This is a genomic window from Bacillus sp. NP247, from assembly GCF_018966865.1.
Lineage (GTDB): Bacteria > Bacillota > Bacilli > Bacillales > Bacillaceae_G > Bacillus_A.
In genome coordinates, this window is the sequence record NZ_CP076653.1 from 1,428,654 (window position 1) to 1,450,936 (window position 22,283).

The following is a 22,283-nucleotide window of genomic DNA, read 5'->3' on the forward strand; positions in this document are numbered from 1 at the left end:
GGTTTATTTTGAAGCAGTCGCAACTGCCAATGCTAATGAATATACTTTTGTTTCTGCTGAATCAGCACGTGATGTTAAAACAATCGGTGCTTTAGCGCCAGCAATCATCGCTCCTACCTTTGCATTTGCAAAATAGACGAGTGATTTATATAGCACATTTCCAGCTTCAATCGTTGGGACGAGTAAAATGTCTGCCTTACCTGCTACATCACTTACTATGCCTTTATGTTCTGCTGCAATTTGTGATACTGCATTATCTAAAGCAAGTGGTCCATCAACGACACAATTTTTAATTTGTCCGCGGCGATTCATTTGAGTTAACATCGCTGCATCAATTGTCGCTTGCATCGCAGGATTAACAACCTCTACCGCTGCAATTGGCGCTACCTTTGGCAAATCAATTCCTATTGCCTGGGCAACTTCTACAGTATTTTGTATAATAGCAGCTTTTTGTGTTACATCAGGTGCAATGTTCATCGCTGCGTCTGTAACAAAAATAAGACGATCGTAATTTGGAACTTCAAACGCTGCAACATGTGAAAGTACGCTGCCCTTACGAAGTCCCCACTCTTTATTTAATACAGCTTTCAAAATATTTGCTGTTGGGATGTTCCCCTTCATTAGTACATCTGCTTCGCCATTTCTTACAGCTTTAACAGAAAGTTCTGCAGCCTCAGCACTTGACGCTGCTGCAATCACTTCAATATGTTCTGAAGTTTGTAACCCATGCCCTTGTAGCATCCCTATTATTTTCTCTTGATTTCCATATAGACGAAATTGAGCTAGCTGTAACTTGATTGCTTTCGCTACAGCTTCAATTACTTCATGATCTTCAGCTACTGCTACAGCCACAGTTTTTTTAGGCTGTCCTGCTGCTTGATCAATTAAGTGTTCTAACTTCATATTTTGTAATCAACCCTTTCCGTCGTCCCTCGTCTATTCATTAAGCAAATACCGTGCCAACTTTTGAAAGTGGTCCTACCAATAATGAAAACGCATTCAAAGTGCAGTGAAATCAATACTTTGGAAAACAACGAAATATTCTGTCTCGTTTTGTCGCTTTTTGTATACCATGCAATAAATTGCATGGTACGCAATTTATTGCATGCTATTTTTTGCATGGTCGTACTTTTCTAGCTTGTAATATAAGTTTCGAACTGAAATTCCTAACGCTTTTGCAGTCTTCGTTTTGTTCCCATCAAATTTCTCTAAATATTCACGGATAATATTCCCCTCAAATTCTGTCACTAGGTGTTCAAGGGCCTTCTCTTCTAATCCAGGTAATAAATTATTTTGTTTCGTCTCTACTTGTTCTTCTTTATGCAAAGGTGGTAAATGATGTACATCAATATAAATCTCGTTATAATTCATAAAGATAATAGCTCGTCCTAAAATATTTTCAAGTTCCCTTACATTCCCTGGCCATTCATATGATTGTAAATATGAAATGGCTGAATCGGTGAGTCCTTCTACATTACGACCATAATCTTGATTAATTTTTTGAATTAGCCTTTCTGCAATCGCTGGTATGTCTCCTTTACGCTGACGAAGGGAAGGAATTTGAATCGGGATTTTATTTAAACGATAATATAAGTCCTCTCTGAACTTCCCTTCTAAAATAGCTTTTTCTAAATTCACATGCGTCGCAGCAATCACTCGAACATTAATAGGTATCGCTTTCGTTCCCCCTACTTTCACAATTTCTTTTTCTTGTAGTACACGAAGGAGCTTCGCTTGCGTATTTGCAGATAACTCTCCGATTTCATCTAAAAAAACACTTCCATTATTCGCTTCTTCAAAGAATCCTCGTTTCCCGCCTCTTTTCGCTCCAGAAAACGCGCCTTCCTCATAACCGAATAATTCACTTTCTAATAAGGTCTCAGAAATAGCAGCACAGTTTACTCGTACAAACTTATTGTATTTTCGATTACTACCGTTATGAATAGCGTGTGCAAATAACTCTTTCCCCGTACCAGATTCCCCTCTAAGCAATACTGTTGCTGGTGTATTCGCTCCAAGTTTTGCTTGCTCAATAGCTGCCGTCGTTTCATCTGAATCGCCAACAATATCATCAAATGAATATTTCGCTTCTAACGTTCGAATGATTTGTCTTGCCCTATTCAATTCATTTGTTAACTTTTGAATTTCTGATACATCGCGAATTACCCCGACGCTTCCTTTCAATATCCCATCAACAATAACCGGTGCTACATTTACAATTACATCCCGCTTCTTTTGCCCAATCTTCATATGTATTCCTCGTACCGCTCGGCGCGTCCGAAGTACTTTCATATGCATACTTTCACCTTCTACAATATCAGTTGTAGCCGGCTTCCCTATAATATCCTCTTCGGTTAAACCCGTTAACTTCGTATAAGCAGGGTTTATAACTAACCCTCTTCCTTTCTCATCAACAACCGAAATCGCTTCCTCAGATGAGTTAATAATCGCCTCAAGTAGCGTTTGAATTTCTTTTAAATCTGTAACTTCTTCCGCTAAATCTACAACTTCTGTAATGTCTTTAAAAATCGCAAATGCGCCTTGAACCTCTCCATCTTCTTTTAATATCGGGATACGCGTTGTAATGATCTTATTTTCATTCTCTAACGTCAGTTCATGATTCACTTCTATTTTTTTCGTGCGTATAATACGAAGCAACTTACTCGTTGGAATAACTTCTAAAATATATTTTCCTATCGCCTCTTCTTTCTTATATCCGATAATACGCTCTGCACTTTTATTAAACAGACGAACTTGTCCCTCTTGATCTATAACAATCATACCGTCATGCGTTGAATTTAAAATTAAATTCCCTTGTTGCGTCTTTTCTTCTAGCTTCCCAATTAAGCTTTCCTTCTCATGCGCTAGTCTCGTAACAATTTTTGCAATATCCCCTGGTATAAGAAGGGTGTCTTTATGCTTGCTTCCCAATAAAACTTTATGTAAATCATAATCACCTGTCATATCAAACATTACATCAATATGCATAGAAAGAAACGGAGTTACGCTATCACCAATCGGAGTCCCATATTCCTTTGCGATTTGTAATCCTTTCGCAATTGGATTAATATCAATAACTCCTATAATTTGAAATATATTCGAATTTTGTAACAGACTCAGTAGTGTACTCCCACCTTCACCCGCTCCAACAATTAACACCTTTTGTTTCATACATTACACTTCCTCTCGAAGTATCTCTGCAAAATTTTTCACATCCTTATCTTACTCGTTCAGCAATCTCTTGACAAACCCCCTTTTCATATAACATCATTAAAATAAACAAAATAATCTAAAAAGGAGCGTTATATATGCAGCGTTACCTCGCTCTATCATTAGCACTCATCCCGATTTCATTAGCCGTGCTTGGTATTAAACTAATGAGAGATACTGTATTTGGGATTTTATTCTCCCCAATCCCTATATTATGGTTACAATTTTTAATCGGCGCTCTTTGCTTTGCATTCGGGTTTTATATTTTCGGTGGCTTCGTCTTACACAGAGATCGTAAGAGAAATAAAGTACAAGCCCGCTTCAGAAGATAGAACAAAGTTTTCACATACCGATAAAAAAATGAGACCATTATATTAGGTCTCATTTTTTATCGGTAATAAAGTTCTTGCTGTTTCAGGATAATCAGTAATAATCGCCGATATGTTCATATCAAAATATTTACGCATAAGCGTTTCTTCATTTATCGTGTAGGGACGAACCTCTACACCACTTTCCATCGTTAATTCAGCGATGGCATCTTGAAGATAACGATAATTTGGATGCACTGCAGTAGCACCCATCTTTTTTGCATATGCCCACGGGCTATGCAAACCTTCACGATACAAAATAGCTGTTTGAATATCAGGAGCCATCATATGGCACCGTTTCATACTATAGTGGTTAAACGAAGAAAATATAACCCGATCCTCCAGACTAAACTTACGCACAAGTGTTATAACCTCTTCTTCTAAACCTCTGTATGGAATTTTATCATTTTTAAGTTCAATATTAAGTAGCAATTGCGTTTTTTCAAGCCATTCCAGTACCTCTTCTAAAAGAGGAATTTTACAAAAACCTACTTTTTCACTAAATTTATAACTTGCATCTAACTTACATAAATCTTCGTATAAATAATTTCGAACAGCACCTTTTCCATTCGTCGTTCGATTCACAGTTTCATCATGAATAACGACAACTTTTCCATCTTTCGTTAATTGAACATCGAGTTCAATTCCATCTGCTCCGAAAGCCTCCGCCGCTTCAAATGAAATCATTGTATTTTCCGGATACGTTCCCGCCGCACCACGATGCGCAAATATAAGAGTCATCCTCACTCCCCCAATCTTATGCTATACTATACGAAAAAGGAGGTACTTCTATGAGACCATTACAAATTTCTCCAGACACTGCAGTCCGCCTATCAAAAGCGTTAGGTGTTCCACTTGAACAACTTATGCATATGCCACAGCATATTTTAATCCAAAAGTTAGTTGAATTAGAAAAACAAAATAAAGACGAAGAATAATATAGTCCTGTTTTGCAGGGCTTTTTATTATCATCTATTATATCACGGATAACTTACCCACTAAAATTATGAATATATGAAACAACACAACAAAAAAAAAGATCAATGAGTTTAAAACTCATTGATCTTTTTTTAAATTCATTTCGAATATATTATCAGCTTAACTACTCTCAGCTAGCCTTATGTTCAAGTCTCAGCTTATCCGCAACCATTGCGATGAACTCGGAATTCGTAGGTTTTGCTTTTGACATCGATACAGTATAACCAACACTATATCAAGACATTGCATGTTTCATGACAATTATTAAAAACTTCTATTTATTGGTTAGAAGTGTATAATCTATTGCTTATCTAAATTTAATTGTATCACCTATTTGAAGTACCTTCAATTATATTCAGACATTATTTTTAGCCTGTTGAATACTTACACATATAACTTATAAGTAATCTATTTCAACATAATGTGAATCTAACTTCCTCTCAACTGAGTAACAGTTAACCACTTACAATTTCCTACAAGAAATCTTTTGCTTTATTCTATAATTTTATTAAATTAAAAATGAACTCTATTCAAATTCATGAGTTATCCTTGTACATTTGTTTCTAATGTAAGGTAGTAAGTGTTAGAAGCTTTCCCTTGTCCCACTGTAACAGATAGTAGCCCCTGTTCTTTCAGTCCTTTTATTGCCTTTGATGTTGTATTGCGATTAGCACGTAAATAATCTTGCAACTGGTTATACGATAACTTCACGGGTGCTTTATCCGCTTCTAATTCTTTCAAAATGTACAGTAATAATAGTTCCGTTTTATCTAAATTAATTCTTTTAAATAGTACCAATATTAATCCCCTTGTTCTTTTTCTTTATCTTTTATATAGAAACATCAGCTTTAATAGTACAAATTAATTACTATAAAATCAATAAAACACTCCCTTCATCTTTATAACTAATACTAATAATAATTTATATAAATTCACATTATTTATTAACTATTTGACCAAACAATATTTGCATATGTTTGATTTCCACCTCATTAGCTGTGTAATAACAATTGTTAAAAATCTTATATTTATTAGATGGAAGTTTAAGGTCCACAATAAGTTCTATTTTCCCTACTATATTAAGAAACTATTGTGTATTCAATATTAAACTAAAGATGAAGTTTTACTTTTTTCATAGTAAAATTATATAGAAATTCAAAATTAGGAATAGGTGGTAAGCATAATATGATTTATATTATTTCTTCATTTTTCTTATTAATAGTAATAGGATTTATCAGGCAAATAAATACCTTAAATCAATTACAAGAAGATACTAACTTTCTTGTTACTTTCACCAAAAATTATGTTGAATACCTCAATAAGTATCTTGTTAAACCTAACAGCCCAGAAGGAAATACCTTGTTCAATTACTTGATTAAAAACTCCCAAAAATCCCAGGCACTCCTTGGTGAACTTGGATACATTGACTATAGACCTGCATTTGAAAATCATATCATAAAGAATTATCCTTTACTTGTTAACACAATACCCTCTTTACGTTCGAATAAAGTACTTGACTCATTATCATCCCTAGCAAGAAGTAACCCTATCGATGAAGAATTTTTATGGGTTCACAATCATTTAATGATGCGTATTGGCTATTATGAAGAACGTGAAGATAAAATAAGAAAAGAAATTCGAAATCCCTTTATTTTACTAAAAGAAGGAGTACAATTTATTGTTACTCTTCCAATTGCACTTATGTATTGGACTGGTTTAATTAAATATTCAACATTAAATAGGGTTTCAGATTACTTCATCTTTAAATTCCTGAACTTTTTAATTATTCTAATTGGTTTTTTATCAGCAATTGTTACACTTGTAACAGGCTGGGAACCTTTTATAAAGATAGCCAATAAATTCATATAGTTCTTTCTTGTTTTAAGGTAATCCCTGCATAGTAGACAGGGATTTTTTCTTTCAGCCCGCGTATTACAGTTTACAAGCGAATAGCCTTGTAGCTGGTTATACGATAGCTTTAGGTGACCATACTAATTAGTTATTGGATTGTTTAAGGGAAGTGGGGGTATTTAGTTAATTGTATTCATCTCAATAGTATTCTTTTGTTAAATATTCTTTCCATTATGAATGCCTTCTTTTTATTAATATAAAAATTAGAATTTGTCTACAATCTTTATATAATTGACTGACTATTTTAGGTATATAAAATTTGTCTACTAGAAATCATTGTATGGCAAATTCAAAATAGCATATGTTATAGAATAACTGAAATTTTTAATTTACATTTTACAAATTACAGCATTTAATTGTATTTCCATTTTTTACATCGTATTATATAAACATATATAAATAAATTTTTGATGGCAGGTGGATTCCTTTTGGAAAAACTTTTCTTTGGTTTTGGTTTCCTAATCGCTTCATGTATAGCGTTGTATGGAAAAGTTCCACTAAGTTCAATACAACTCTTTGGACTTTCTATAAGTGCATTTTTAATGAGTTTTTCTGGTATTTTCGATTCGCCAATTGAAAACGAAAGAAAAATTACTTTAAGCAAAATCATTAAAATTACTAGCTACGGTATTGCGATTATTGTAATAGCTATCCTTCCAACATTGGAAAATAACACTGAATTATTAGATTTTAGGAAGAATATACCAGATAGTGTTTTCCTTTTATCCGCACTAGGTTTCGCATTCATCACCATGTACTTAGGGGACATTTATAAACAAAAATTCAGATTACAATTAAGACGTGCAAAGCTAGATGGAAAAAAAGAAGTTTTAGAAGAGATAAAGAAAAGAAAAGACACAAAAAAGAATACATAAAGGGGAAGTAACATGATATTTAGAGAAAAAGAGTTAAAAGATTATGATACAAAATTAAGAGTTACTTTAAAAAGAAATAAAGAAGATTTATTAAGCCCTTGGCAAATCTCAAATTTCATTTCAACAATTTCTAGCCATTATTATAAAAATGAGTTGTTAAACACCATTAGTTTAGCCTTAAAAGAGGGTATACAACCAGAAAACATTTTTATTTTTAATAACTCCTTTAATCTATATAAATCTTACGCTAACCTTGATACTATTGATTTAAATGATATTAATGGAGTCAAAGACTTTTACCATTTAGGAAACCCAATAAGCTTGTTTCCTAATGAATTTTTGATTAAAATTAACATTATTTTTGGTTATTTTCGCAAGGCTAACGAAATTCTACACCGTTATAATTTGCCTAGAATGTATAAGGATATTTTAGGTGAGTTTATTAACTATATTAAACATAATGAGAATGCACTTGAAAGAATCCTTGATGAAATTTATAATAATGCGGTTGAAATTATTGATAGTTCAAAAAATAAGGATTTTAACATTAAGCAGATTGAAAATAGTTTATCAAGTTCTCGTCGAAAGTATTTAAATGATTACGACGAGTTCCTTAAAGAACAAATTAATCTAGAAATTCTTATAAATGATATAAAAGGTAATATAATTTCTTCATTCAAAAAAGAGGACAAATATAGTCACCTTGAGAGAAAATATTTTTCCAACTTTTTTGGTAAGTTAAACGATTTAAAAAGACCTATTGTAGCGATTTATAATAAAGAAGAAAATAGAATACAAATTTTATGCAACAGTTTTATTAATAGCCAAAAAAGAGATAATAAATTTTTGGATATTAAAGAAATTTCCCATAATAGTCCGTATTTAATATGTTTTTATATTGGAGTAAGTGTTGTTTTACCTCTAATACCTGTTTTAAAGAGTATAAAATTAGAAGATACAATTGAACAGGAAGAGGAAGAATTAAGAAGAGAAGAGTTAAAAACAGATGCGGAATTAGAAGAAATACTCAGGGAGTTAGAGGAGTTAGAAACTTTACCTGAAAATACAGCCGTTAACGAGGTGGAAACTGAATTTCTCCATGAAAAAATTTCGCTATACCAAGAAATTAACAATAAAAAATTCCGTAAGCCTATTGAAAAATTTGAGTTTGATAATAGAAATATAGATATAGAGAAAGTTGAATAAAAGAAATCATTTTGATATATAAATACCACACATAAAAGTACAGCATTTAAAGAAAAGACGCCTTCCTCATACTGGAATAGCGTCCTTTTTACTTTACTGATATTTTTATGTAAGGAAAAATTTCAAACTATTACTAAGCCTTGTTTCGTAAAGATTTTGCTACTTCAATCGCACGTTCCATACCCTGTATGTACATTTTATCCATATCAATTGAATACTGAATCTTTTCCTGTTCACTATCATTATTACAACCTCTTATTTGATGTAACTTATCCTCTATAGCCACTTTATATTCTACTATCTCTTCGTTTAATTCAGTCATCAAATCTTGTAATAAACTCATATTCCATCCCCCTATTTACTAATCCTCATCGACTTCTTCTACAACCACTTCAAACTCTTCTTCCGTAGCTGCTGTTAAAAGTTTTTCTATTCTTTTAACCATTATTTCATTTCCCTCTTCTTTAAACTGCTTAAGACATACTTCCAACATTTCAAACATTTCTACAGACTTCGATACTAATACAAGATTAGCTAATTGTTCTTCATAATGCACATCATTAGCCCACAAAGTTAATATTTCTGATTCTTCCTCTAAAATTTCAGAGTACCCTCTTATTTCAAATACATTAAATGCTTCATATTCTTGGCTAACATCATAAATTCTCCATTTCCCTTTACTAAAACACCTTTTAATCATATTAAGCCCCCTCTGTCCTACCGTAGTTCATCCTCTGATACCACATATATTTTAAAATCAGCAAAACTAAGGAACACAATTTGATTACCATTTTTTACTCGTTGGTAAACAGCTTGTTTCTTTGTAGGTTTGTCTATAAAATCTAAATGTTTTGTTCCATCTTTTTTCATAGCATAATAAATACCATCACGTTCATTTATAAAATCTAAAGCTTCTTCAAATGTAGAAAACTTTTTAGCGTAGTAAGGACTGTTCATTGCTGTATTGAAAGCCCAATTATCTTGCATTAAGTTCAGTCCATATTGTATTTTTTCTAAAGAATTTTCCTTAAACAAGTTTTTAAAAAAGATAGTCTGTTCTTTAGATAGAAACTTATCTTTTTGTTCTAATACTTCATGTATTATATCTTTCTGTTCCTCGGTAAATTGAAGTAAATCTTTTTCATTAGAAATACTTATATAGCCCCTTTTTGCTGTTACAACTGCAAGAACATCATCTTTATCTTCCTCATCTAATATTGTTCGTTGTATAACGTTTCCTTTATCATCTAAATCTTCAATAATTATACGCTTATTTCTTAACTCTGCTGGTATACCACTACCTGAAATGTTTATCCAACCACCGTTACCAGCCTTCATAATCATGTATGGTCTTTTTTCTGTTTTAAAAAACATACTCTTCCCCTCACTTCTCCTTATGTAAAAATATACCTAATTATAAATATAGCATGTAAAATGATATAATTAATAGAAATATAAAACTAAAGGAAGTGAACCATATTGACAGAGATAAAAGATAGAGATAAACATTACAAAAGACAAAAATTTGTACAACTAGCAGTTTATTTATTCGAAGTATTTTTTCTTATTTTTAGTGTATTAACTATCTGTTCATTCATTGATACAGGTTCTATGTTTGGCTGGCTAAAAGGAATTTCAGCATATGATTTTCTAGATAAAATAATTACAATATATACACTTCATACATTAGCAGTATTCGCATACGTAAGATTAAAACTATCTGCACGTGATGATGCATTTATTTCTATAGACCATGTTATTTCTCACGCCCTTAACATGTGTAAATACAATATTCCTCCCCAAAAAGTATTAGAACGCTGTAATGAGTTTAAAGAATCTACTAAAGGAAAAACTTATATGTTAAATAAAGAAGATATAAGAATAATAACCGCTATTGAAAATCAAATAGAAGGGCTTATAAACCAAACTATCTCTATTAAAGAATTTGAATACAACCTGGAAAGTTTAAAAATAGATTTAAACTTCGCATTACAATCCAACAATTTAGCTTGGACAAATTCATTTTTTCTCAATTGGGTTAAATAAATTTTTCACATCTTCATTGTTTTTTTCTACAAGGATATAAGCCCTCCCTTATTCTATTCTTGTAGATACCACTTCCCCATACCCTATTAAAAGCTATTAAATAATTTAGGGTAGCTGAACAAGATTCCCTCAACATCGTTATAATATATTATAACGATTATAAATTTATGTAAATGGAGACCATCGAGAACAACAAGCGTATGACGGAAGAAACAGGTAAAGCGTGATGATGTCGTCTATAAAATCGCATAAAAATAGACGTACAGCAAGGGTCGAATTGCTGTACGTCTTTCCGTTCATTATGCCGATAAAACTTTTTTTTAGATTTAACGGCATGAGGTCATAACATGATTTTAAGAAGTTTCTACTATATAAAAAGAAAAGGACTGCCACAACCAGGCCCCCTTCTAATCTCTCACTATAACCACGAGTTAGCGTAATACATACATCTAGTGAAACTATTCATTTCGATGGCTACGTCCATTAAACAAGCCAATTCAGTTGTTTTAAACTCAGTACTTTTAATTACAAATTGATTCTGTTGCTTATCATACTCTAAGTTAACCCATCCTGTATGTACTTCAGCACTTCAGCATTTAAATCAAATAAAAAGCCTTCTTTTTCTGTGTATCTAATGTTGGCAAACTCTTCATTCTTCAATAGTCTCTCGATAGCCGGAATATTCATTGTTAAATTCGCCAATATAGACTAAAACAAGTGTGTGTTGGTGGAAAGTCTATATTGACTTTCCTCCTTTTTTATTTACCGTGTTTTTCTATTAGTTCCTGCATTGCTTCATGTACTTTCTGATAATCACTAGCACATGGGTATGAAGGTGACCTTCTCCCAGAAACCTTACCATCATAAACCATTTGAACCTTATATACCTCTACTGCAATACCGTCCCAGATTTCACTGCCGTATGACACTTTATATTCAGTGTTCGCTGGGTGGGCTTTCTGTCCTGTAGTAGCAGGAACTAATAAGGATTCGATTGGGTGGAATACTTTAGCCATTTTTTTACCTCCTTCCTATAGAATCTATAGAAATTATAGAACTTATAAGAAAGGTAGTCGATTAATAATTATACAGTCGACTTTTAGTAGCGTTAAATCGTCAGAAAGCTTAGTCTACGAAATCGGTGCAGAAATTATTTAAGGGCCGGATGGGGCATAGTTCCCCCCCGTACCCCCTGGGTGGTGGGTATTGAGGTTTTCATTTGCGAAACGCGTGCGAAACAGCGTCATATATGCACCTGGGAAGGGCCTATATACCTAGTCCCGGATGTGGCACTCAATAACGCATCGAACGGAACACGCTGTTCGAATCGCTTCGTATTGCTATACACACGACACACATGCACATGCACAATGCACCAACCATGCACCATCATACACTATGTACTATGTACCACTCATACCCGAACGGCGTGTTACCATACGTACTACGATGTACCACATACCTATAGTCCTAACAGTCTGTCTAACTCTGCTACTATACATATAGCTATCACCTCACCTATGTCAGTGTCATAAACTAACATATTTGACACCAGTAATCCCACATGATAAGATAGCACCATCAGTCGGTGTCATAATTCAGTACCATAAATAACACCACAAAAGGGAGACGGTTATATATGAAATACGGTTACGCACGTGTTAGTACAGTTCACCAGGATTTAGAATCACAATTACAGACTTTAAACAGTGAGGGCTGTGAAGTCATCTATTCAGAAAAATATACTGGAAAGAATACGAACCGCCCGGAGTTCACGGCATTATTAGAAGTTTTAACAGAAGGTGACACGCTAGTTGTAACTAAACTAGACAGACTAGCCCGCAACACTAAAGAAGGTATTGAGATTGTAGAAATGTTATTTGAAAGAGGTGTTAAAGTTCACGTTTTAAACGTTGGGCTACTAGAAAATACGACAATGGGCCGCTTCTTCCTACAAACAATGTTAGCGGTGGCAGAAATGGAAAGAAACTTAATCCTGGAACGTACTGCTGAAGGAAAAGAAATCGCAAGGCAGAACCCGGACTATAAGGAAGGTAGACCTAACAAGTACACGACAAAACAAATGAATCATGCAATTCAACTATTAGAAACTCACAGCTACACACAAGTAGTAGAAAAGACAGGTATCAGCAAATCAACCTTAATAAGGGAAGTTAAAAAAAGAAAAGCATCTGCACAATAGAAGCGGGTGTTTTTTTGTATAAACTTACTTTTATATAGTGACAACCAAAACTACTACCTGGCCATGACATGCCCTACCAGGTTAAAGGGAATCCGCACCGTTACAGGATTCTTTTCAGCATAATATTTTCAATAATGCCCACACAATCCCGCTTTCGTGTAGTAGCTTCGTCAAGATTCGCTATGCTTCGTTAAATAGAGAAACAGCACTTCCCACAGCCATATCTCTTGCGTAACCTTATACAGCTGCTGCACAACAAAAAAAAGAGACAACCCTATTAATGGCTGCCCCTAACTTTAGCGTTATAATCTAATGCTTTTTTAATGTAGTAGTCATCTGATTCTTCTGGAATAGACTCTATTGGTGTCGCTTCTAGTTTTCGTAGTGCTTCACGTCTAGCTTTATTTGTTTTTGCTAATTCAATAGCTTCTGGCGTTTCCCAAGGTTTTAACGTCTTTTCCGATTCTACAAAGATTACTTGTGTCATTGCCCTTCCCTCCTTTTCGTAATGATTACAACTAGTGGTTTTAACTGCCTTTCACCTTAGTAACGTAGTAAAGATTCTTTTCAGACGCCATTATATTAAAAATAGGCATAAAAAAAGGCCCACCGTATACTTTCCGTGTACACAGTGGGCTAAAAAGAAATTTAGGAATTTAGGATTTTATTTAATTACAACTAAATTAAAAACAAGTAGTACGAGTAATTACCGTTTAGGTAGATACTCAATATCTTCTGCTGTATCTCTGCCTTGAATAAAGCGTGTAGCTTCATCATACGTTACTGGCAAGTAAATGCCGCCAGTTAAAAACTTATCTCCAAACTTCTTAGAGGATAAATTAGGGAAGTAAGACATTGGCTTAGCGTGGCCGCCTTCTTCAAGAACACCTTCTAGCATTCCATCCACCTTGTAATACTCATTTAACGGTTTAGACTCTGCTTTCAATGCTTCTAAGTACTTTCGTTTAGCTAATGACATTCTATGATAGGATTGTTTAGCAGCAGAGTCTCTTTCTACGTTAAACCCAGATATTAATTCCTTTGCTTCAGCTGATTTCGTAAATACATATCTATCCCGAACTGAAGCCATTACAACTAATTCTTCTTGCAATTCTGCAACGTCCTCCTGTAGCTTATCAAGTAACGTTTTTAACTTCTTTGCTTCCTTATCGTCACCACTAACAACCCTTATTTCTACTGCCTTAGGATATTCAACTTCATTTATAAATCTCATTTCGAGGATTTTATCTGCAATAGTCTTATTAGTAGCTTCAATTTGTTGGTCAATCTTTTCTAATCCTTCGTAGAAAGCTTTATGAAATGCTTCTACTCGGCTTTTGACACTCGACTGTAAAGTGCTTTGCATAATTCTTCACCCTCCTTTTCTCCTGGTTCAACAATAATCATGTAATCAAATGCTTCTGCTAATCGGTGTGCTTCTGCTACTGGTACATCTTTAGCGATATTTCGATTAAATTTAATTCCACTGTATTCATACTCATCAACTCTTATCTGCCCATTCTCTATTGGGTGTCCTGGAATTACTAGGTGAACAAGTTTGTTATGTCTAGCATAGTAATCTTTGATGAAATCTAAGCGTGTTTTTGCCTTTGTCATGTGTTTCTGTCTCCTTTATAGTGTATATTTGTTAAAGTCATCTATAAGCCTGTTAAGGCCGTTAAACGGCTTGTTTTTCTTTCTTCAGTGAAACTAGTTGGTGATAAAATAATAGTTCTGTATCTTCTAAACCTCTAGACTGGAACAACTCTAGAATTAACGTCTTCTGATGTGGTGCAAAAGAATTGTTTCTAATGTGATACTGGACATTTATACGCGTACAGCGTAAAGGAAACGCCATATCTTGATGTGATAAGCCATACAGTCTAGCAATCCCAGAAATGACTTCTCCAGTCATGAATTTTAATAGATGGCTATTGTTCTTCATGTATGTAACCTCCCTCCTACTTCAACTATTCAATTGATAGCCTTTCTTATCTTTAATAGCGTTAGAACAAGGTTTTGTACTACAATTTCTTTATCATTTATTAGTTAATAGACATAAAAATAGAGGTGCTACCAGCGGAAAACAAACCACTAATAACACCTCAAAATTTTTTATAAGAATTAAACTAATCAATACGTTTAAGCGGCCCAAGCCGTTGCCAGCTTTTTAATTCCACTATCCAGGAACCTTTTAACTTGCGAACGATATTTAATATCCCGCATCCCACCAATTTCATCTAATGTTTTAACACCTTCCATGATATATAGCTTTGCAACTTCTAATTCTTCACCTGTTAAAACTTCTTCAAGAAAAAGTTTAGTTGTTAAATCCTTCTCAAATTCCACGCTTCCCAATTTTAATGGTACCGCTTCGCCTTCTTCTACATCCTCTAAGTTCGCTTCTACTGATTTCGCAATATGAAAAAAATTTTTCCCTACTGGAGAATCCGAGACAAGTCCCTCTGCACGTAAATAGTCTATTATAACGGACTTGATAGCCTTTTTAATGTGTTCATATAAATAGTATTCGCTTATCCAAGAATACTCCTCTACAGCCTCCCAGGCACGTTCCTGGGCTATTGAGTATAAATCGCTGTAGCTTATCCGTGTAGACTTACCGAATTTCTTAAAGATTGTAGCTGCTTGTATCCTTGCTAAATTATCAATTAATGAATGTGAAGTTTGATAAAATGCTTCAAAAGGTTCGCCCGGTTCAATACCATAAGTCCTTTTAGCATAAACTTCCCACTGTTTTTCTAACTCAAATATCCTATTACAATGTCTATAACGGATTACCCTACGTCTCTTTGTCTCCTGTACTCTTTGAATCTTTGTAGATTCTGCCTTTTTTACTAATGCCACCGTCATCTCTCAATCTCTCCTAATTTTTTAAAATTAAGTGTTACAAATCGAGGTTAATTTTCGAATTTAATTACATATCTTACTAACGGAAATAATACCTCTACATCTTAGTAACGTAAGAGAAAGACAATACAGACGGTGTTAGAAATAATTTATTGGGCTGAATTTATATTTTTTAAAAATTAAGTGTTACAAATAGAGATTAACTTTCGAATATAATTACATATCACTCGAACGGGAATAATACCATACAGTCCTCCAGGAACACAGAGAAAGAGACAATATAAACAATGTTAGTTAATTACGTTTTAGTATATTTTGTACTCTAGTTTTATGAATCATTTTCATTTCTTCATCTAAAGCCATTGCAACTGCTACAGGGCTAGTTAATCCCTTTTCTTTATATCTTCTAGCAATTGATTGGTAAACCTCAATATCCTCCAATTCGCTAAATTGAAATCCCCATGCATCAACCACAAGTACACTCGATACTACAGGAAATCCCTCATTAACCATAGCTTGAACGCATTCTCCTTTATATTGAAAATAGCCAAGTGTGTCTTCATGTAATGAACGATATGCCCTTATAAAAGCCATAATACTTTCTCCCCCTTTAAACATTATCAGCTTATCACGTAGGAACGATATTACGTGATAAGCTGAATGCACTCCCTAGCACCGTAATGCTAATGTCAACGCCCCTTACATTATTAATCTTCATAAATAAGTTGCGTGTTTCCATTACTTAACTTCACTAATTTAAAGAACCCATGATTTTCAGCTTTTTTAACTGCGGACTGTATCTGAAATTCAGGTGCTTCAGGATGTTTTTCAATAATCTCTTTAATGATTTCCTCATACGTGTATGTGCCTTTATACGCATAAGACATAAACATTAACACTATGGCTAATTCAGTGTTAGACAAATCGTATTTATGATAATTTTCCATTAACTCTCTAGGTATTGGAGTAGATTCTCCGCCTTCTAACTCACTTTTTTCATGTAACTCTTTCCCTCGTTCTAATTGAGATAGTAAATCCTTTGAAAGTAAGTAAACGTCAATCATACCTTTTCCTAAGTCAGTGATGTAAGTTTCTTTTTCATACAAGCTATTTAGGACATCTTTCACTTTCTTCTTAGAAAGGCCTGTACGCTTACTTATCATATCAACTCTTATTTTGACATTAGAATTGTTAGAAGTATGCACAACATAGCAAAGATACATATACACTAATAGTTCATCTATATCTATACGTCCTCTTTCAAAATCAATAAACGGTACAACTGGTACTGGGAACTTTTTGCCCTCAGAGAATTTAAAAGTGATTTTATTTCCATCCTCATCAATCATTCCCTTAGCACCATTTAAAATGTGTTCCTTAAAAAATAACAGTAGCGTTTTCTTAACATCTTTCCCCATCTTTTCTTCCAAAAAAATTCTCTCAGTTAATTCGCCAGTAATCTTAATATCTTGAACTGTCACTAACTTTCTCCCCCTTTAAACATTGTTACCTAATTCTACCATTAATTACCTCCTAACCTATCAGGTTATTTTTTAACCGATAGGTATACTTCATATATCAGTTCTCTTGATTCAGGCTATCTGTACTGCTAATCGTATTTAAATCGCTTTGAAAATAAAAAAGGAACATGGACTATCTCCACATTCCCTTTTCCATTGTTATATGTTCATTAACAGTTGTTTAACAACTTCAAAAGTTGTCCCAGACCCTAATACAGCAGAAATAATCACTTCAAAATTAACATGAAAAGATATTTCTGTTGTATCTGAATCCTTCTTAGTAATTCATAGGGGAACTTTTTTTGTTTATTCTAGTCCCAACTCTTTTAATCTTTCCCATGACTTTTTAGGATGTCGTTTCCTCGTATGCCTTCTTTCTCGTTCCTGTTTAATAGCTGATAACAATATATGAGGATGACCTGTAACTACCGCACTTAGTAATCCTTCCTCGATAACCCCATATGGGTCGCAATCAGAATCTATCAAATAATTTTCCTCTATTAACTTGTTAAAGTCAGCCTGAATCTTATCTTTATCATGTTCTTTACTATTAGCAATACCATTAAACGCCCCATCAATGTATTCATTCCACAGTTTACTTAATCGTTCAAGTTGTTTTAAATGTTCCTCATTCTCTAGTAAAAATTCAATGTGTTTCTTTTCCATTTCATTTCCCCCTTTTTCTATACAGTTCTTACCATATCTTAGTTAGTGGTATTTATCTAGAGTTTCCTCTATCCATTGTTAGTGGTAGAAACTCTTTTAAATCTCTTGACTTTAGGTTTTTTCGGTTTTTATCATGCCACAGCGAAGTTAGGATAACGGCTGGCAGGCAGGTTTATCCCCTAGAATTCAAAGTTAAAAATAACTAAGAAAGCTAGAAAGGTAAGCGACTTTTTTTACGGTTAATGCCATGCCTTGCTTTGTCAGTGTTCCGTATGTATAGCCCCTATTCACTCAGCGATTTTCACCGCATACACCCTTTTTCTATGGCCTGTCCTTGTAATATCGTCCCTACACGACAAGCTGAATGTATTCCCTAGCACCGTAATACTAACGATAACCCCCGAACCTTTTAGAGAATCGTCCCTGGGCAAGTTCTCGCCCACCCTCACCAGAAGAACAGGGTTCCAATGAGGGGTTCTGTTTTTGTAGGCGTATACTCTGTACCCCCTGCACGACCAACAGCTAGCCACGCCGTAACACGTTCCCGCTAAATGTATGGCAGCACGGAATTACGGCTTATCAGTTTTTATATACGTGGTATCAGGCAATTCCACGTTCGGAATTACCGCACACCAACACCACTAATCGTCTAAAAAAGGCAATAAGAAACTACACCCCTTGCTATCCATTTTTGAAAAATGGTATAATACAAGTGCTGAATGTACGGAATATCCGTTATTTAGTTTTAAAACATGATTTTAAATTTTGAGTCTCCAGTTGCCGCTGGGGACTTTTTCTTTTACTTAAAATTTCATACTTGCCAGTGGTGAATGACGTTGATATTTATTTTTAATCTCATCATCAGTAAAGTCTAAATACGCCCTTTGAGTTACTTCTACCGATGAATGACCTAATACCCTAGACAAGCTAAACCAATCACCACCATTAAGAATGTAATACTTTGCAAAGTTATTTCTTAATTGGTGAGGTGTGAAATGTATCCTTACCTTTTTACCAATACTTCTAATACTCGCTTCAAAATTATTGACGTTTAACATTGTCCCTCTTATCGTAGGGAACAAGTACTCTGCATCACTAAATCTATCCCTATACTTCAACCAACGCTTTAAATCGTTAGCCATGATATTAGAAAAATACACATATCGTTGTTTCTTATTTTTCGGATTTGTAATTAGGATACTTTTATTTTTTATATCTAGGTCTTCGACTTGCATACTGCAACATTCTCCTGCACGTATACCTGTATCTAAAATAAGTTTAATCATGACGTAACTTCTAAACCCATGGAATGTACTTATATCAATCGAATACAACACTTTCTTTATGTCATCTACTGATAACAATATTTTTTGTTTCCGTTGCGGCTTAATTGATTCGATATTAGATATTGGATTCTTAGCAATATCACCTTCAGCTTCTAAAAAATTAAAAAACACTTTAATATTGCGAAGGTAATTAGCAATTGTTGTTTCGCTAACGGTCTTTCCATAATCAGTTCTACGTGTTGGATAATTAATTTCTTCACTAGCCGTATTAGATGTAAATGTGTATTTACCACGTTCCCGCAAATATTTAATGTACGTTCGAATATGAAGAGGTTTCACCTTATCAACATCCGTAATCTTTAGTTCTCTTTCTAAATATGAAGCAAATAGTTTCAACGTTTGGTCGTATGACCGAATTGTTTTCCTACTTAAATGCTTTGCATCGCAATGAAGCAAAAAGTTTTCAACATTCATCTGAAAGTTATTCATACAACAAAAAAACCTCCTAGCTATTGGAATTAAAATTTCAATCCAATAAATAGAAGGTTTTTAAATTAACCGCCAATTACCTATGTACTTTATTGCCTACATACATAATTCGTTGGTTATTAAATTTTGTTATGAAATACGCTTAACACCTTGATATTACAGCGTTTACGAAGCCTTATGTTCAAGTCTCAGCTTATCCGCAACCATTGCGATGAACTCGGAATTCGTAGGTTTTGCTTTTGACATGGATACTGTATAACCAAATAAGGACGAAATAGAATCAATATTCCCACGGCTCCAAGCTACTTCAATTGCGTGACGGATTGCGCGCTCAACACGACTTGCTGTTGTATTATATTTCTTTGCGATATCTGGATATAATACTTTAGTAATAGACCCTAGTAATTCGATATCATTGTACACCATAGAGATTGCTTCTCGTAAGTACATGTACCCTTTAATATGAGCGGGTACACCAATTTCATGAATGATACTTGTAATACTCGCATCTAAGTTTTTCGGTTTTCCATCGATCGTTGTTGCTGATCGGAAAGATGGTAATGGACGTTTAATAGTAGCACTTTCCTTACCACTAACTTGACGAATATGACTTGTTAAATTCTCCATATCAAATGGTTTTAATATGAAATATGATGCCCCTAAATCAACCGCTTTTTTCGTCACATCTTCTTGTCCGAATGCTGTCAACATAATAACGCTAGGTTGTCTTAACCTTTCAATATGTCGCATTTTCTCTAGCACAGCTAGACCATCTAAATGTGGCATAATAATGTCCAAAACGAGTATATCAGGCTGCTTCTCTTTCAATAAGTTTAAACATTCTTGACCATTGTAAGCAATTCCGATAACTTCCATATCATCTTGGGCAGCAACATAGCTCTCTAGCATCGATACCAATTCTTTATTATCATCCACAAGACATACTTTAATTTTCTCCACAGTTTTTCCTCCCTTACCGAATCGATTCTTCCGACATGTGTAAGCTTCTAGGCTACATGAATTGTTCGACAATTGTGTGAAAATTCCCTTTAAAGTTTCTTACTTTCCGATAAAATCACAAAAAAATATGTTTATCGTTCATTTTTTTCTTTTCGCAACACATTCCATCATAGAATTACAGCGAAACGTTCAACCCTTTGCTTATATCTTACAACAAAAAACAGCTCTTGCGGAACTTTTACAAAATTTCAACGAATTTTTCAAGAGAAAAGCGAGCTAATATGTATTAGCTCGCTTTTTTCTCTTGATCATAAATATTAATTCCAGCCTCATGTAACATCCATTCAATATGAACACCGTATCCTGACGTTGGATCATTTACAAATACATGTGTAACCGCACCAATTACTTTCCCATTTTGCACAATCGGACTTCCACTCATTCCTTGTACAATACCACCCGTTTTTGCTAGTAAACGTTTATCTGTCACTTTTATAACCATACCTTTTGTAGCCGGGAACTTTTGTGGTACCGTACTAACAACTTCAATATCAAACGCTTCCACCTTATCTTGATCAATAACTGTTAATATTTTCGCTGGCCCTTCTTTTACTTGATGGGATAATGCGATAGGCATTGCTTTATCCATTATGCCGTTTGTCATATTTGTGTTTAATTTCCCAAAAATACCATACGGGCTATTTATTGTAATATTACCAATCACTTCACGATCCGGTGAAAATCTTGCTAATTTTTCTCCCGGGTTCCCGTGACTTCCTCTTTCAATAGACGTTACTGTCGAACGCATAATTTGTCCATCTTCTACTTGAATTGGCTTTTTTGTATCATTATCAGAAATTACATGACCAAGCGCTCCATATTTCATAGAATCTGGATGTACAAATGTCATCGTTCCGATACCAGCTGCTGAATCACGAATATACAGTCCAATTCGGTAAGAGGATTCACCATTGTCTTTTTGTGGTGTTAGCTTAGCACGAATATATTTTCCATCTCTTAATAAAACAAGATTAAGCGGTTCACCTGTTTCTCCACTATTATGAATAAATGGTGCTACATCACTCATTCTTTCAATTGTTTTACCATTGATTTCAGTAATCATATCTCCAATCTGTACACCAGCTGTTTCACCAGGAGATACTTTACCCTTTTCAGTTTGAATTAAATGATGGCCTACAACAAGTACACCTTTTGTGTTCAATTTTACACCAATCGATTGTCCACCTGGAATAACTTTAAAATCTTTTAATACTTTCACGTTTACTTTTTTCACTGGAAAACCAGCAAGTTGAAACACCATATCAGCTTCACCATTTTGATGAGAATTCACCATAAGTTCTTGTTCATTTGAACTTACAGTAAATACATTACGATTTGTAGATGCAGCCTTAAAAACTGGTAATGATGCTATTTCTGATTGTTGTCCTTCAAAAACAACAAGTTGCTTCGGCGATGAAATAAACGTTCGAAGCGGTTTAAAACATCCAATAAAAACTAGAGAAACAAGGAGACAAAGACCTATTATTTTTCGAAATCTTTCTAATTTCAATTTGTTCACTCTCCTCGCTCCTACCCCACATTCAGCCTCTTGGCTTCACTTTTTAATCTCTCCTTGCAGCGCTTTATTTATAACCGGAAGAATTAAGAAATCGTCATTTGAGAAAAAAAAGCTATCC

26 protein-coding genes and 1 pseudogene are annotated in these 22,283 nt (G+C 34.1%); 7 read left to right on the forward strand and 20 right to left on the reverse strand.

From position 1 onward, the window contains the following. Positions 1–3 precede the first annotated feature (3 nt). The gene (gene yqiS / locus KPL75_RS07430; protein WP_219920089.1) at positions 4–903 is read right to left on the reverse strand and encodes a phosphate butyryltransferase; all 900 of its coding nucleotides are present in this window, start codon (positions 901–903) and stop codon (positions 4–6) included. 195 nt (positions 904–1,098) lie between these two features. Then, positions 1,099–3,171, reverse strand: coding sequence for a sigma-54 interaction domain-containing protein (locus tag KPL75_RS07435; RefSeq protein ID WP_219920092.1), 2,073 nt, complete (start codon positions 3,169–3,171; stop codon positions 1,099–1,101). Between the two features lie 137 nt (positions 3,172–3,308). Between KPL75_RS07435 and KPL75_RS07440 the strand changes: the two genes are divergently transcribed. Further along, positions 3,309–3,542, forward strand: coding sequence for a DUF2627 domain-containing protein (locus KPL75_RS07440; RefSeq protein WP_219920094.1), 234 nt, complete (start codon positions 3,309–3,311; stop codon positions 3,540–3,542). A 42-nt stretch (positions 3,543–3,584) separates the two neighbouring features. On the opposite strand, the gene KPL75_RS07445 is transcribed toward KPL75_RS07440, so the two are convergent. Next, positions 3,585–4,319, reverse strand: a complete 735-nt coding sequence (locus KPL75_RS07445) for a glycerophosphodiester phosphodiesterase (RefSeq protein WP_215579625.1) — start codon at positions 4,317–4,319, stop codon at positions 3,585–3,587. A 50-nt stretch (positions 4,320–4,369) separates the two neighbouring features. Between KPL75_RS07445 and KPL75_RS07450 the strand changes: the two genes are divergently transcribed. Further along, entirely contained in the window at positions 4,370–4,516 is a 147-nt protein-coding gene (locus tag KPL75_RS07450) for a YycC family protein (RefSeq protein ID WP_001247671.1), read from the forward strand. 170 nt (positions 4,517–4,686) lie between these two features. On the opposite strand, the pseudogene KPL75_RS07455 reads toward KPL75_RS07450, so the two are convergent. Continuing rightward, positions 4,687–4,782, reverse strand: a pseudogene (locus tag KPL75_RS07455) (sporulation initiation factor Spo0A C-terminal domain-containing protein); the annotation flags it as partial. Positions 4,783–5,099: 317 nt separating this feature from the next. Further along, positions 5,100–5,354, reverse strand: coding sequence for a GntR family transcriptional regulator (locus tag KPL75_RS07460; RefSeq protein WP_098257222.1), 255 nt, complete (start codon positions 5,352–5,354; stop codon positions 5,100–5,102). 387 nt (positions 5,355–5,741) lie between these two features. Here KPL75_RS07460 and KPL75_RS07465 point away from each other — a divergent pair, with 387 nt between their 5' ends. The 3 genes from KPL75_RS07465 (at position 5,742) to KPL75_RS07475 (ending at position 8,548) form a co-directional block, all read left to right on the forward strand. Next, positions 5,742–6,425 carry a hypothetical protein gene (locus tag KPL75_RS07465; RefSeq protein ID WP_219920096.1) on the forward strand — a complete coding sequence of 228 codons (684 nt, stop codon included), beginning with the start codon at positions 5,742–5,744 and terminating at the stop codon, positions 6,423–6,425. A gap of 470 nt (positions 6,426–6,895) precedes the next feature. After that, complete coding sequence (locus KPL75_RS07470) at positions 6,896–7,342, forward strand: hypothetical protein (RefSeq protein WP_144506467.1); 447 nt, start codon at positions 6,896–6,898, stop codon at positions 7,340–7,342. A 12-nt stretch (positions 7,343–7,354) separates the two neighbouring features. After that, the gene (locus KPL75_RS07475) at positions 7,355–8,548 is read left to right on the forward strand and encodes a hypothetical protein (protein WP_219920098.1); all 1,194 of its coding nucleotides are present in this window, start codon (positions 7,355–7,357) and stop codon (positions 8,546–8,548) included. A gap of 133 nt (positions 8,549–8,681) precedes the next feature. Here KPL75_RS07475 and KPL75_RS07480 read toward each other — a convergent pair whose 3' ends face one another. The 3 genes from KPL75_RS07480 to KPL75_RS07490 are packed head-to-tail and all read right to left on the reverse strand — an operon-like array spanning position 8,682 to position 9,922. Beyond that, complete coding sequence (locus KPL75_RS07480; RefSeq protein ID WP_144506465.1) at positions 8,682–8,891, reverse strand: hypothetical protein; 210 nt, start codon at positions 8,889–8,891, stop codon at positions 8,682–8,684. Positions 8,892–8,909: 18 nt separating this feature from the next. Further along, positions 8,910–9,248 carry a hypothetical protein gene (locus KPL75_RS27395; protein WP_258237019.1) on the reverse strand — a complete coding sequence of 113 codons (339 nt, stop codon included), beginning with the start codon at positions 9,246–9,248 and terminating at the stop codon, positions 8,910–8,912. Between the two features lie 17 nt (positions 9,249–9,265). Further along, positions 9,266–9,922 carry a hypothetical protein gene (locus KPL75_RS07490; protein WP_219920100.1) on the reverse strand — a complete coding sequence of 219 codons (657 nt, stop codon included), beginning with the start codon at positions 9,920–9,922 and terminating at the stop codon, positions 9,266–9,268. Positions 9,923–10,027: 105 nt separating this feature from the next. On the opposite strand from KPL75_RS07490, the gene KPL75_RS07495 reads away from it, so the two are divergent. Next, positions 10,028–10,594, forward strand: coding sequence for a hypothetical protein (locus KPL75_RS07495; protein ID WP_219920102.1), 567 nt, complete (start codon positions 10,028–10,030; stop codon positions 10,592–10,594). A 758-nt stretch (positions 10,595–11,352) separates the two neighbouring features. On the opposite strand, the gene KPL75_RS07500 is transcribed toward KPL75_RS07495, so the two are convergent. Beyond that, a complete protein-coding gene (locus KPL75_RS07500; protein WP_001141087.1) occupies positions 11,353–11,610 on the reverse strand; it encodes a hypothetical protein in 258 nt (85 codons plus the stop codon). Between the two features lie 623 nt (positions 11,611–12,233). Here KPL75_RS07500 and KPL75_RS07505 point away from each other — a divergent pair. Next, positions 12,234–12,797, forward strand: coding sequence for a recombinase family protein (locus KPL75_RS07505; protein ID WP_219920104.1), 564 nt, complete (start codon positions 12,234–12,236; stop codon positions 12,795–12,797). Between the two features lie 277 nt (positions 12,798–13,074). Here KPL75_RS07505 and KPL75_RS07510 read toward each other — a convergent pair whose 3' ends face one another. The 11 genes from KPL75_RS07510 to spoIVB all read right to left on the reverse strand — a co-directional run bounded on the left by KPL75_RS07510 (position 13,075) and on the right by spoIVB (position 22,165). Then, complete coding sequence (locus KPL75_RS07510; protein ID WP_219920106.1) at positions 13,075–13,284, reverse strand: hypothetical protein; 210 nt, start codon at positions 13,282–13,284, stop codon at positions 13,075–13,077. Positions 13,285–13,503: 219 nt separating this feature from the next. After that, positions 13,504–14,163: a hypothetical protein gene (locus tag KPL75_RS07515; RefSeq protein WP_219920108.1), complete on the reverse strand. Its 660-nt coding sequence runs from the start codon at positions 14,161–14,163 to the stop codon at positions 13,504–13,506. Next, positions 14,124–14,414: a hypothetical protein gene (locus KPL75_RS07520; protein WP_219920110.1), complete on the reverse strand. Its 291-nt coding sequence runs from the start codon at positions 14,412–14,414 to the stop codon at positions 14,124–14,126. The genes KPL75_RS07515 and KPL75_RS07520 overlap by 40 nt, the downstream gene beginning before the upstream one ends. 61 nt (positions 14,415–14,475) lie before the next feature. Further along, entirely contained in the window at positions 14,476–14,742 is a 267-nt protein-coding gene (locus tag KPL75_RS07525) for a hypothetical protein (protein ID WP_219920112.1), read from the reverse strand. 197 nt (positions 14,743–14,939) lie between these two features. Beyond that, positions 14,940–15,668, reverse strand: a complete 729-nt coding sequence (locus KPL75_RS07530; RefSeq protein WP_219920113.1) for a sigma-70 family RNA polymerase sigma factor — start codon at positions 15,666–15,668, stop codon at positions 14,940–14,942. A gap of 291 nt (positions 15,669–15,959) precedes the next feature. Beyond that, positions 15,960–16,259, reverse strand: a complete 300-nt coding sequence (locus KPL75_RS07535; protein WP_219920115.1) for a hypothetical protein — start codon at positions 16,257–16,259, stop codon at positions 15,960–15,962. A 113-nt stretch (positions 16,260–16,372) separates the two neighbouring features. Continuing rightward, on the reverse strand, positions 16,373–17,146 hold the full coding sequence (locus KPL75_RS07540; RefSeq protein ID WP_219920117.1) for a hypothetical protein: 774 nt from the start codon (positions 17,144–17,146) through the stop codon (positions 16,373–16,375). A 345-nt stretch (positions 17,147–17,491) separates the two neighbouring features. Then, the gene (locus KPL75_RS07545) at positions 17,492–17,851 is read right to left on the reverse strand and encodes a hypothetical protein (protein ID WP_219920119.1); all 360 of its coding nucleotides are present in this window, start codon (positions 17,849–17,851) and stop codon (positions 17,492–17,494) included. 803 nt (positions 17,852–18,654) lie between these two features. Next, complete coding sequence (locus KPL75_RS07550; protein ID WP_144504929.1) at positions 18,655–19,626, reverse strand: tyrosine-type recombinase/integrase; 972 nt, start codon at positions 19,624–19,626, stop codon at positions 18,655–18,657. Positions 19,627–19,791: 165 nt separating this feature from the next. Beyond that, positions 19,792–20,586: a sporulation transcription factor Spo0A gene (gene spo0A, locus KPL75_RS07555; protein WP_002015081.1), complete on the reverse strand. Its 795-nt coding sequence runs from the start codon at positions 20,584–20,586 to the stop codon at positions 19,792–19,794. Between the two features lie 286 nt (positions 20,587–20,872). Further along, complete coding sequence (gene spoIVB / locus KPL75_RS07560) at positions 20,873–22,165, reverse strand: SpoIVB peptidase (RefSeq protein WP_219920121.1); 1,293 nt, start codon at positions 22,163–22,165, stop codon at positions 20,873–20,875. Between the last annotated feature and the right edge of the window lie 118 nt (positions 22,166–22,283).

Bases quoted from the DNA above. Each gene is read 5' to 3' on its own strand.
- KPL75_RS07445 (WP_215579625.1), bottom strand. From the start codon at position 4,319: ATGACTCTTATATTTGCGCATCGTGGTGCGGCGGGAACGTATCCGGAA.
- KPL75_RS27395 (WP_258237019.1), bottom strand. From the start codon at position 9,248: ATGATTAAAAGGTGTTTTAGTAAAGGGAAATGGAGAATTTATGATGTT.
- KPL75_RS07520 (WP_219920110.1), bottom strand. From the start codon at position 14,414: ATGACAAAGGCAAAAACACGCTTAGATTTCATCAAAGATTACTATGCT.
- KPL75_RS07490 (WP_219920100.1), bottom strand. From the start codon at position 9,922: ATGTTTTTTAAAACAGAAAAAAGACCATACATGATTATGAAGGCTGGT.
- KPL75_RS07550 (WP_144504929.1), bottom strand. From the start codon at position 19,626: ATGAATAACTTTCAGATGAATGTTGAAAACTTTTTGCTTCATTGCGAT.
- yqiS (WP_219920089.1), bottom strand. From the start codon at position 903: ATGAAGTTAGAACACTTAATTGATCAAGCAGCAGGACAGCCTAAAAAA.
- KPL75_RS07480 (WP_144506465.1), bottom strand. From the start codon at position 8,891: ATGAGTTTATTACAAGATTTGATGACTGAATTAAACGAAGAGATAGTA.
- KPL75_RS07530 (WP_219920113.1), bottom strand. From the start codon at position 15,668: ATGACGGTGGCATTAGTAAAAAAGGCAGAATCTACAAAGATTCAAAGA.
- KPL75_RS07505 (WP_219920104.1), top strand. From the start codon at position 12,234: ATGAAATACGGTTACGCACGTGTTAGTACAGTTCACCAGGATTTAGAA.
- KPL75_RS07440 (WP_219920094.1), top strand. From the start codon at position 3,309: ATGCAGCGTTACCTCGCTCTATCATTAGCACTCATCCCGATTTCATTA.
- KPL75_RS07465 (WP_219920096.1), top strand. From the start codon at position 5,742: ATGATTTATATTATTTCTTCATTTTTCTTATTAATAGTAATAGGATTT.
- KPL75_RS07500 (WP_001141087.1), bottom strand. From the start codon at position 11,610: ATGGCTAAAGTATTCCACCCAATCGAATCCTTATTAGTTCCTGCTACT.
- KPL75_RS07515 (WP_219920108.1), bottom strand. From the start codon at position 14,163: ATGCAAAGCACTTTACAGTCGAGTGTCAAAAGCCGAGTAGAAGCATTT.
- KPL75_RS07450 (WP_001247671.1), top strand. From the start codon at position 4,370: ATGAGACCATTACAAATTTCTCCAGACACTGCAGTCCGCCTATCAAAA.
- KPL75_RS07435 (WP_219920092.1), bottom strand. From the start codon at position 3,171: ATGAAACAAAAGGTGTTAATTGTTGGAGCGGGTGAAGGTGGGAGTACA.
- KPL75_RS07535 (WP_219920115.1), bottom strand. From the start codon at position 16,259: ATGGCTTTTATAAGGGCATATCGTTCATTACATGAAGACACACTTGGC.
- KPL75_RS07545 (WP_219920119.1), bottom strand. From the start codon at position 17,851: ATGGAAAAGAAACACATTGAATTTTTACTAGAGAATGAGGAACATTTA.
- KPL75_RS07525 (WP_219920112.1), bottom strand. From the start codon at position 14,742: ATGAAGAACAATAGCCATCTATTAAAATTCATGACTGGAGAAGTCATT.
- KPL75_RS07475 (WP_219920098.1), top strand. From the start codon at position 7,355: ATGATATTTAGAGAAAAAGAGTTAAAAGATTATGATACAAAATTAAGA.
- KPL75_RS07510 (WP_219920106.1), bottom strand. From the start codon at position 13,284: ATGACACAAGTAATCTTTGTAGAATCGGAAAAGACGTTAAAACCTTGG.